This window comes from Burkholderia sp. LMG 13014, assembly GCF_905232215.1.
GTDB lineage: Bacteria > Pseudomonadota > Gammaproteobacteria > Burkholderiales > Burkholderiaceae > Burkholderia.
In genome coordinates this window covers 1-9,407 of sequence record NZ_CAJNKE010000218.1, presented here as the reverse complement: position 1 = coordinate 9,407, position 9,407 = coordinate 1, and the positions used below count along the sequence as shown (strand labels likewise).

The window sequence follows — 9,407 nt, the reverse complement described above, 5'->3', positions numbered from 1 at the left end:
GAATCGCGCGCACGTCGTCGCGGATGGCGGCCCAGTCGGCAACCGCCTTGCTCAGGTCGATGGGGTCGCCTACCAGGAACCCCTGTGCGTCATGTTTCAGCGCCATAGTCAACTTTCCGCCGTGCTGCCGGGGTTAATTTCGGACTTTCCGAATCGGCGATGGATGGCGGCGATGATGTTCCTCCGCGCCTCATCGGACTTGGGCCTCCCCTTCAATGCCGCCGATTTACGCGCCCTTGTTTCTGGGGAATCCTTGCATCCGCGCCGATTGGTGTTCCCCAGTTGCGACACGGACATGCGGGCGCGCGATTCTGCGGTGTGTTGCTTGGGTCGAACCTCCGCCAGGCGGGCAATCTCTTCCGCACTTACGGCCATCGCCTTCCTAGCGGCAGACACCCTTTCCCCGTGCCCAGCCGGCTTCTTCTTGCCGCGCTGGGTGGCCGATATTTTTGCAATCGCCTCAGCGGTGTGCCGGTAGCCGGACGGGCTACCGGCTACCGGGAATATGTTGTACCCGCTGGCGGCTGCACCAAGGGAGTCAATGAACTGCTGCTCCAAGGCAAGGCGCTTCTCACGATTCTTCTCAATGGCGACCACCTCGAACGAAAAAGCGTCCCGCCCATACTTCGCCCATGCGCGTTGCAGCTTGACGCTGTGATGCGTCCCGGCCTCAAGTGCGATGCGGTGCTTGCACCACCTCGCCGAAATGTTGGCGGAACTGCCCACATACACTTTCCCGTTCGCCAGGTTCTTGATGATGTAAATGCCTGCGCTCATGGCTTCATAAAAGTGTCTAGTTGAGAAAAGGTCATCTGCACCTCTTGCAAGCCGTCCTCACGGCGGGAAAGGCTCACGTCGAGATTGACCGGGCGGAACAGGCCGATGTCCTCGTATCCGCCCCGGTTGCTCTCTGCCGTGATGAACGAATGCACCACGCGGATGGTGATGGCGAAGCTGTCAGGCACGCCGACGGTGCCATCGCGCGGCGCGGCGGCGCCGTGGTGCGCGGCAAACCACTTCTTCAGGGAGCCGGCCTGGTCGTCCAGCGTCGTCATGCGCAGCTCGACCGGCTCCGCTCCCTGCACCGCGTCGATCACCGCGCCGCCGACGCGGTGCTTGTCCCCGGCGACGATGAAGGGCGCGTACTCGACCTCGGTGGCGAACAGGTTGAAGCGGTCGGGCATGTTCATGCCCCCACCGCCCAGCCGACTCGTCACCTCCAGCAGCCAGAGGTTTTTCTTGGCGAGGCGTTCGTTGCGCACCTGGTCATAGATGCGCTTGGCTTCGCTCGCGCTGATGCCGCCAAGCAGCGGCGTGGCCGCGCCCCAGTACGCCACCTGCGAGGCGACGCCGCCACCGAAGCCGGGCAGCAGTTCGTTCAGCAGGCCGGAATCCAGCACGCGCAGGCCCGCCGAGTTCCAATCCCCGTTCATGAGGTCGCCCACGGCGCCCGCGCCCACGTTGATCGCACGCTGCGCCTGGATGGGGATGTGCTTGTTCACGGCGTTCATGCCGGCATTGACGGCTGCGCTCTTGCCCATGCCCACCACGGTCTGGGCCAGCTTGCCGCCGCCCAGGGCCTGGGTGGCCGAATCCGTCACGCCGCCCAGGGCCGCATTCAGCCCCGAGCGGATGGAACCCAGCAGCCCGCTACTTGACAGGCTTTCGGCGATGTTGTTGTAGAGGCTCATACGCTATAAAATCCTTGTGTGCGCTTTGCGGCCCAGCCGGAGGGTTGGGTAATGTGGTTCCCTGGAACTGCACGGGCCATGAACGGCTTGCTCCGTGTCTGGCTTAGTGCGCGAAGCTATGACCTGTCGCCCAGCATCCGCAGATACTCGGCAACGGACAGCACTCCGGGGCGCATCGCTCCCGGCGCAAGGCGCGCAACCACCCTCTGTTTCTCCTTCATCTTCCCGGCGATCTGCCGCTTCCCGCTTTCATAGACGGAGCGCGCCACAAGGGCGCCGCCCACCACGTCCAGCTCGATGCGCACCAGCGGGATAGACCCGCTTCCCACGCGCTCCCTGAAGATCGCCACGCGCGCCCCGCTATGGATGAACCAGTCGTCCGGGCGCTCCAGCACGAACTGGATGTCGGCCAGTACCTCGTCGGCGTCGCCGTGGTAATACTCGGGGTGCCGCTCGGCCAGGGCCTGCAAGTCGGCGCGCATGGTCATGGCGCCATCGAAGCCCAGCCACTCCACGGTGCGCCGGGGGATGGGCACGGGAACCATCTGGCCCACGCCGTCGAGCGCGGCTGCGTCGAGCACGCTATCCAGCCCGCCGCCGGTTCCACCCCCGCCGAAGCCGCCGCCGCCAAACCCGCCACCACCACCGAAGCCGCCGCCATCGTCCTGCGGCTTGGCATCGACGATGGCCGCGTACAGCTTCGCCTGGTCTTCGTCCAGCATCATCGTCTTGGCGAGGAACTCGGTCATGATGTCCTTGCTGGCGCCCATCTCCTTGAGCATTTGCATGGCCTGCACCAGCAGCATCCCGCCGTTCATCGAATCGGCGCGCGTGCGCTGCTTCTCCGCTTCCAGCGCAGAAATCGACCCGAAGAAGTTGATTTCCCAGGGGCGCTCCTTGACGTTGAACACGATGCCGTAGCGGCGGTAGGTGTGGATGTCGATGACGTGGTTGAAGAACTCGGCCAGGGCCACGCGAATGACGCGCGCACGCTCGGCGGCCTGCGCCGACACGCGGAAGAACCCGCCTTCGCCCAGGCCGCCCGAGAGCTGATCGGCGAAGCCCAGCATGGAAAGATCGACGCCCAGCGCGCCGGACAGCAACCGAGCGTGCAGCAGCACGTCCTCAATGCTGATGGTCGCGGCCCGGCCGGTCTGGCCGCCGTTGCCGGGGCCGATGTTGGTCAGTTGCTTCTCGTTGAAGACCGGGATGATGTGCCGGATGCGCTCCATGATCGGGCGCCCGCGCTTGACGGCCTGCTCGGCGTAGTTCTTCGACGCCAGCAGCATCCCCTTGACGGACTCGACGAACCGCTCCTGCTGCTCCAGCGTCATCGACTCCAGATTGACGGCCACCATCTGCTCGTCGATGGAGTCCATCCACCGCTGGCCCACCAGGCCCAGCAGAGAGGCGGTGAGGTTGTCGTAGGGTTCCTCGGCGTTGTAGAGCAGCGAACCGCCCACCATGCTGGGCATGATCGGCAGGTTGTCGATGTCGTTTTCGGTGATCGCACCCTTCAAGGACTTCTCGACCACGCCGAACTGCGGAATCCATTGCGTGCGCGGCATCTTCAGCCGGGCGAGCTGCGACACGTCCAGGCGCTCGAAGTTGCGTTCCCCGAGGGAGACGGCAAACCCGATCGTGCGGCTGCCGCGCTCGAAAGGCTGCACCAGTTGCGGGCGCACCATCTCGTCGGAGTGAAGATCGACCACGCCGCGCGCGTCGGTGTAGATGCGCGCGTAGGAGTCGCCGTAGGCGGCCCCGGTGTAGGCCATCTGGAACGCCACGCGGTTGAACAGCGGCGCCAGGTCGGCGGCGATTTCATCGGCGATGGCCGCGAGGCGCTTGTCCTTCTTCGCCTCGGCCGTCTTTTCGACGAACACCAAGTCGCCGCTGGTTTCGTGCCCGCCCAGGGCCGAAGTCACCAGAAGCTGGAGCGCGCTGGAGATGATCGGGTCGCCCTCCATCCGCATCCACTTCTCGTAGATGATCTGGCGCGAGCGAGCACCCCGGCTGCCGGAACCCAGCAGCGAGGCAACGGTGGTGGTGCCGGCACCGTACAGATAGGTGTCGGACTGGTCGATTTCCTTGACCGGCGCGACGTGCGTAGAAGCCCATCGCTTGCGGGACAAGCCGAATCGGGCCAGGAAGCCTGGCTTGGTCGGAGCGGGGATGTTGGGAGTGTCGGCCATACGGGAAGGGTAGGCTTCCCGATATGGCCCCCTCTGGGCAGTTTTCCGCTATAGGGCGCGCCCGCGCTACGCGGCGGGAAACTCCATGTCCGCGTCGTACAGCACCCAGAAGTCCGGGCTGGCCGCATCCAGCAGGAACTGGTTGGTGTAGATCATGTTCGCCTTCAAGTAGGCCGTGCGGAACTCGTCGGCCATGATGAGGGTTTCCACTTCGCTGTCGCCCCGGTACGCCTTCTTCACCAACGGGTCGGTCTGGCTGCCCAGGTTGTAGCCGCCGGCGATCATAGCGTCCTTCAGCGCCCACCAGTACGGGCCGTAGTCGCGGTAGCGGCGCGGGTCTTTGCCCAGCCGCTCGGCCACCACGCCCAGGCCGAAGGCCAGCAGGTTCGAGAACCCCCGGTTGGCGCGCAGCGCGGCCGCGCGCTCGGACACCAGGGCCTTGATGGCGTCCTTGTCGAACTTGTATTCGGTGTAGGCCATGTTTCCTTCCTTACAGGGAGCGGGTCGCGGCGGTCAGTTCGAGCTGATCGGCCGCCTGGGGATAGTTGGCGATGAGGTAGTCCCAGGTGGAACGGTACACGTTCCACGCCAGGGCATCCCCGTCCCACTTGTATTTGCCGAAGCCGGCCATGTTCGCGCACCGCTTGATGGTTTCCTTCCACACCTTGGTGTTGCCCCGGATGCCCACCACGTCCGACGGCGAAGGCCCGGCCGAACGGTCGTCACCGGCCACGACCTGGCGCACGGCGGCGGCGATAGCGGCCTTGAAGCCATACGGCAGGTAGTCGCTGGCCGGGTCTTTCTCCTGCCAGTCGAACCACGGCGAGGCCGCGCGCATGAACGCGGTGGCCTGTTCGATCACCTCCGGCTCGGTGCTGCCGGTCAGCGCCGCCTTCAGGTCATCCAGCGAAACCGTCTTCTCGATCTGCTTCTGCACCCAGAGGTCGAAGTCGTCGAGGTCGGCCACGGTCAGCTTCAGGCCGTTGGCCGTGGCGAACTCTCGCAGGGCGTCATGCCGAGCGGTGGAATCCTCGTTGCTGGCTCGGCGCGTCACCGGCGTGTCGCTGGGCACCACAAACTTCCCATCGTCGAACGACCGGATGATGGCCTTCTGGGCATCGAAGATGCGGCGCTTCACTTCGGACTTGCCCGCGTCCGTCGGCGAGATAGCGAAGGGGAAATGCGGCTGCGGCAGCCGGTAATCGTGGGTGCTGTATGCCGCCAGGGCTTCCACCTTGCGGCGCTGCGCCACCTCGGGCACTACCGAGCTGAAGCCGTTTTCGACGGTGCCAGAGGCGTTGATGGTGTCCTCGATCTGGGCCGCGTCCGTCAGGCAGGCGTCGTAGCCGGCCGTGCCCTGGTAGAACCACTCGCCGGCCATGACGGCGGCCGTGTTCGCGGCCAGCGGGGTGCCGTCGAGGCTGCGGCCGAAGGCGCCAGGACGGCCGCTTTCCAGCTTCAGCACCGCCAAGCCGTCGGGCACGCGCACGAAGGTTCCGTGGATGAGCGGCTTGCCGTTGTAGATGATTCCCTCGCCGCGCGCGATGGCATCAGCCACGCCGGCTGGGTAGCCGCCGGACTCCCCGGCTTGACGCGCGAACGCGGCCTTGGCCTCGTCGATCATCGACCGGGCCATATCCACCTCGGCCTGCCATTCGTTGCCGATGGGGCCGCCCTCGATGACGTTCAGCCCGAAGGACGGATACGACCGGCCCAACAGCATGGATTCGATGTCGTCGTCCTTCTGCTTCTTCCCGCCGCGCACTGCGGCAAAGAAGCTGTCCAAGGTGGCCGGCTCCGAGGTCGAGCCGCCGGCGCGCCATTCCGTGCGGAACAGGGTTGCGGACTGCTCGATCTGCCGGCGCAGGCCGCCGACGCTCGCCATCAGCTCGGCCAGCAGGCTTTCGTTCTTGGCGACGGCGGTTGCCGTGGCCTTCGGATTGCTGATGCGGTCGCGCAGCTTCTCGGCCTGCTTCTCCAGCCCCCACAGGCCGATGATCTTGCGGATGACGAAACTGGCCGCCGTCTGGTTGTCGTTCAGGAAGGCGTTTTGCTTGCGAATCGTGTCCAGGTTAATCATCTGCCTGTCGCGGTTGCTCGACGCGCGCGAGGCGGCTTCCTTGGCGGCGATGGTTTCCTGCATCCGGCGCATGGCGTCGGCGTCGCCCACCACGTCGATCAGGGCCTCCATCTGCTCCTTGGACAGCCCACCGGTGACGGCCACGCTGTCGGAGCCATTCACGTCCATGACCTGCCCAATCCAATCGGCCTTCTTGTTCACCATCGCCCGCTTGCTGGTGTCGAAAGTGCCGTCGGCGTCGTAGTAGTAGAGGCTCACGCGCGCGGTCAGGTTGCCCTGGCGCACGCCGCGCCCGTTGCGCTGCTCCAGGCTGTCCGGCGTCCAGCCGATGGTCAGGTGGTGGATGGCCTGGGTTCCCTTCTGGAGGTTGATGCCCACCTCGGCCTTCTCGTTGGCGATGACGGTCTGGTACTTGTTGTCCTCGCCGGTGCCGTTGAACCCATCCTGCACGGCCAGGATTTCGTCGGGCGTGTTGTTGGTGCGGCCCGTGATGATGGCGATGGCGGCCGACGGCACGCCGGCGCGGCGGGTCAGCAGGCGCTTGATCTTGTTGTGCAGCGGCAGGATGTCGCAGAACACGATCTGCTTGACGATGGGCGAACGCTGGCCGTCGGCGTCGATGCCGCGCGGGCTGGCCTGCTCATGCTGGAAGTTTTCGAGCATGGCGGCCAGCTTCGGCGGCACGGACACGTCCAGATCAAGGCCCAATTTCTCCGCGATGGCCTCGAATGCGCTCTGCACGTCCGGGTCGATGGTGTCGATCACCACGCGGCCGCCGTCGATGGCCTTGGCGCGCACCTCGATCTTCAGCAACTCGGTTTCGTTGCCGCCGGAATCCTTGACCGTCTTGTGGCCGACGATGGCCGCCTCGTCGGTCATGGGGCCGGGCCGAGGGCGTTCTTCCGTGAATTTCCGGGCGTTGAACTGCTCGATGGCCGCCTTGGCCTTGTCGGCCTGGGTGGGAAGGTAGCTGTAGAAGGTGGCGCGCTGGTCGAGTTCGGGGTCGGCGATCAGCAGCGTCATCTTGTTGATGAGGTTGAACGGGTGCCCGATGAGGTTCAGTTCCTCGCCGAAGTGCTGCGCCACCTGCGCGTAGGCTTCCGGGTCGCCACGGTTCGGCGACTTCTCCGAAATCTCGTCGATGGCGTAGCGGAACGCGCTCTTGTAGAGCTTCAGGCGCTCCACCACGTCGGGCGGCAGCGCCACGGGCGCGGCCTTTTCCTCGCGGTCGGGCACCGCGATCTGCTCGCCCACGTCCTCGGCGCTCTTGATCGTCGCCACCTCGCCGATGGCCTTGCGCAGCACGCCGACGTTGTTCAGGCCGACGAACACGTCCGTGGTGCGCGCCACGCCGTCCATCGTCACGTCGTCCTGGTTCTCCTTGGCGCACATCATCTCCATGAAGTCGTCGGCGCCACGGATGCCCAGGCAAACGTCATTCACGCGCTCATGGCCGACGGCCAGCGACAGCATCGCGTAGATTTCCAGCGGGCTATTGGTGATCGGCGTGGCGGTCAGCACCATCACGCCGTCTTTCAGCTCGGACTTGCCCCGGATGAACCACGCCTTGGCCTGGGCGTCGATGCCGCGCCGGGATGCCGGCGACAGGGACAGGAACTTGGCGCCCTTGAAATCCACCGTCTGGGCGGAGTTCTTGAAGACGTGCCCCTCGTCGAAAACGATGCTATCGACGCCCATGTCCTCCAGGTACGGCGCGCCGCCGCGCTTGTTGGACAGCACGGACAGCAGGCCGGCCTGCTTGCTCTTGGCCCGTTCGTCCTCCTTCTTGTCCATGCTCTCGGCGAAACTGGCGTCCGCCTGGCGCATGAACGCCTCGTAGGCACCGATGGTTTCGTCGCGCAAACGGATGCGCTCGAAGGCTTCCAGCGTCATGAACACCTTGCTGTGCCGGTTCTCCATCACGGCCGTCAGGTCGGCGTCGAAGTTGGTGGCGCTGATGGTGGCCTTGCCATCCTTGCCCACGCGCAGCCCTACGAACAGGCAATCGTCCGTGCTCGCGTAGGCGCGGGCAGCTTCCTTGCGCCAGTTCGACAGCACCGAATTGGGCACCACAAAAAAGGTCTTGGACTTGACGCCGATGCTCTGGGCGTACTGGGTGGCCGCCAGGGCCGTGAAGGTCTTGCCCAGGCCCACGCCGAAGCCGTTGATGCCGCCGAACTCGCGGCTGGTCTTACGCACGTAGGCGTTCTGGTAGCCGTGCAGCGTCAGGCCGTCGTTCATGCCAGGGATGGGCATGGGTGCCTCATCCTCGACCTGGCGGAAACGCAGCTTCGCTGGGTCGGCCGCCACTGCCTCCAGGCGCGCGACGATGGGACGATTGCCGCGCACCCAGCCGTTGAACTGCTCGTTGGCGGTATTCACCATCCGGCGCAGCTCTTGAAGCGCCTTGGCGTCGTCCATGCCCAGCTTCACGCCGCCCAGCGTGATCGTGCCATTCTTCAGGTAGTCGCCGATGCGGTTCAGCAGCTTCTCGCGGTCGGTTAGGTTGCTGCCCGGCACGTCGATGTCCACGCGCTTCTCGCCCGTGCGCTCGTCGTAGATGACGGCGGCCGATGGATGCACGAACCGGCGCAGAAACTCGGCCTTTTCCTCCAGGGTGACATGCGGGCTGAACAGGTTGAAGGTCAGCTTCGACACATCCACCTTGTCGATGCGCGCGCCGGCGTCGAGCTTCTGGCGCAACAGCTTGGCCCGGATGTCGTCGCTGGCCGCGCTGGCAATGTCCGCATCCACGCGCCGCAGGAACTCGGCGTAGTTGCCCACGTAGTAGTCGTCGGCGCGCGTGACGCTCTTGCCGTCCGGCGACAGGCACCAGGCCGGGTCTGCGTAGGGGTCGAAGCCATCGCCGTAGATGCCCTTGGCGTCCTCCAGGCTCACCCAGGCGGATTTCGTCTTGTAGCGCAGGCCCTCGAAACTGGCGTCGGCCGTGATTTCGACCGTCGGGGCCTGCTGCTGCACGTCGCCGCGCCAGACGGCCGAAAGGCCCGTCTTCTTCTGGTAGTGGTTGCCGATGAGCACCAAGCCATCGCGCAGCTTGCCGCCCAGGGCCGCCGGCCGCTTCTTCGCCGTGGTGGCGACGCGCTGCATGGCATCGGTCAGCGCCGGATATTCCTCGGCGAAGTTCACGCCGGTTTCCTCGCCCAGGCGCTCTTGCAGCACCTGCGCGGCCGCCATGCCCACGATGCCGGCGTTCCAGAACTGAGCGCGGTCGCCTTCGTCCTTCAGGTGCCGGATTTCGGTCATCGCACCGCGCAGCCAGTCGGGAATGTCCAGCGACTGCGAGGTTTCAATCATGTAATCGACGCACCGCTCGGCGTCGGCCCACTGGATGCGGCCCTCGAAGGCCGCGTAGGGCGTCGTCAGCTTGCCCACCAACTCGGCCATGCTGGCGCTGTCCTCGCCGCGCGCCATCGGCACCCAGCG

The 9,407-nt window shown here is 65.6% G+C and carries 5 protein-coding genes; all 5 read right to left on the bottom strand.

Going from position 1 to position 9,407, the window contains the following annotated elements:
* Positions 1-108: 108 nt before the first annotated feature.
* Positions 109-777 carry a GIY-YIG nuclease family protein gene (locus JYJ84_RS20505; protein WP_205189419.1) on the bottom strand — a complete coding sequence of 223 codons (669 nt, stop codon included), beginning with the start codon at positions 775-777 and terminating at the stop codon, positions 109-111.
* Positions 774-1,691 carry a hypothetical protein gene (locus JYJ84_RS20500; RefSeq protein WP_205189417.1) on the bottom strand — a complete coding sequence of 306 codons (918 nt, stop codon included), beginning with the start codon at positions 1,689-1,691 and terminating at the stop codon, positions 774-776. The genes JYJ84_RS20505 and JYJ84_RS20500 overlap by 4 nt, the downstream gene beginning before the upstream one ends.
* A 116-nt stretch (positions 1,692-1,807) precedes the next feature.
* Entirely contained in the window at positions 1,808-3,883 is a 2,076-nt protein-coding gene (locus JYJ84_RS20495) for a hypothetical protein (protein WP_205189415.1), read from the bottom strand.
* Between the two features lie 66 nt (positions 3,884-3,949).
* Positions 3,950-4,363, bottom strand: a complete 414-nt coding sequence (locus JYJ84_RS20490; RefSeq protein WP_087778450.1) for a hypothetical protein — start codon at positions 4,361-4,363, stop codon at positions 3,950-3,952.
* Between the two features lie 10 nt (positions 4,364-4,373).
* Positions 4,374-9,368: a DEAD/DEAH box helicase gene (locus JYJ84_RS20485; RefSeq protein WP_205189413.1), complete on the bottom strand. Its 4,995-nt coding sequence runs from the start codon at positions 9,366-9,368 to the stop codon at positions 4,374-4,376.
* Positions 9,369-9,407: the final 39 nt, after the last annotated feature.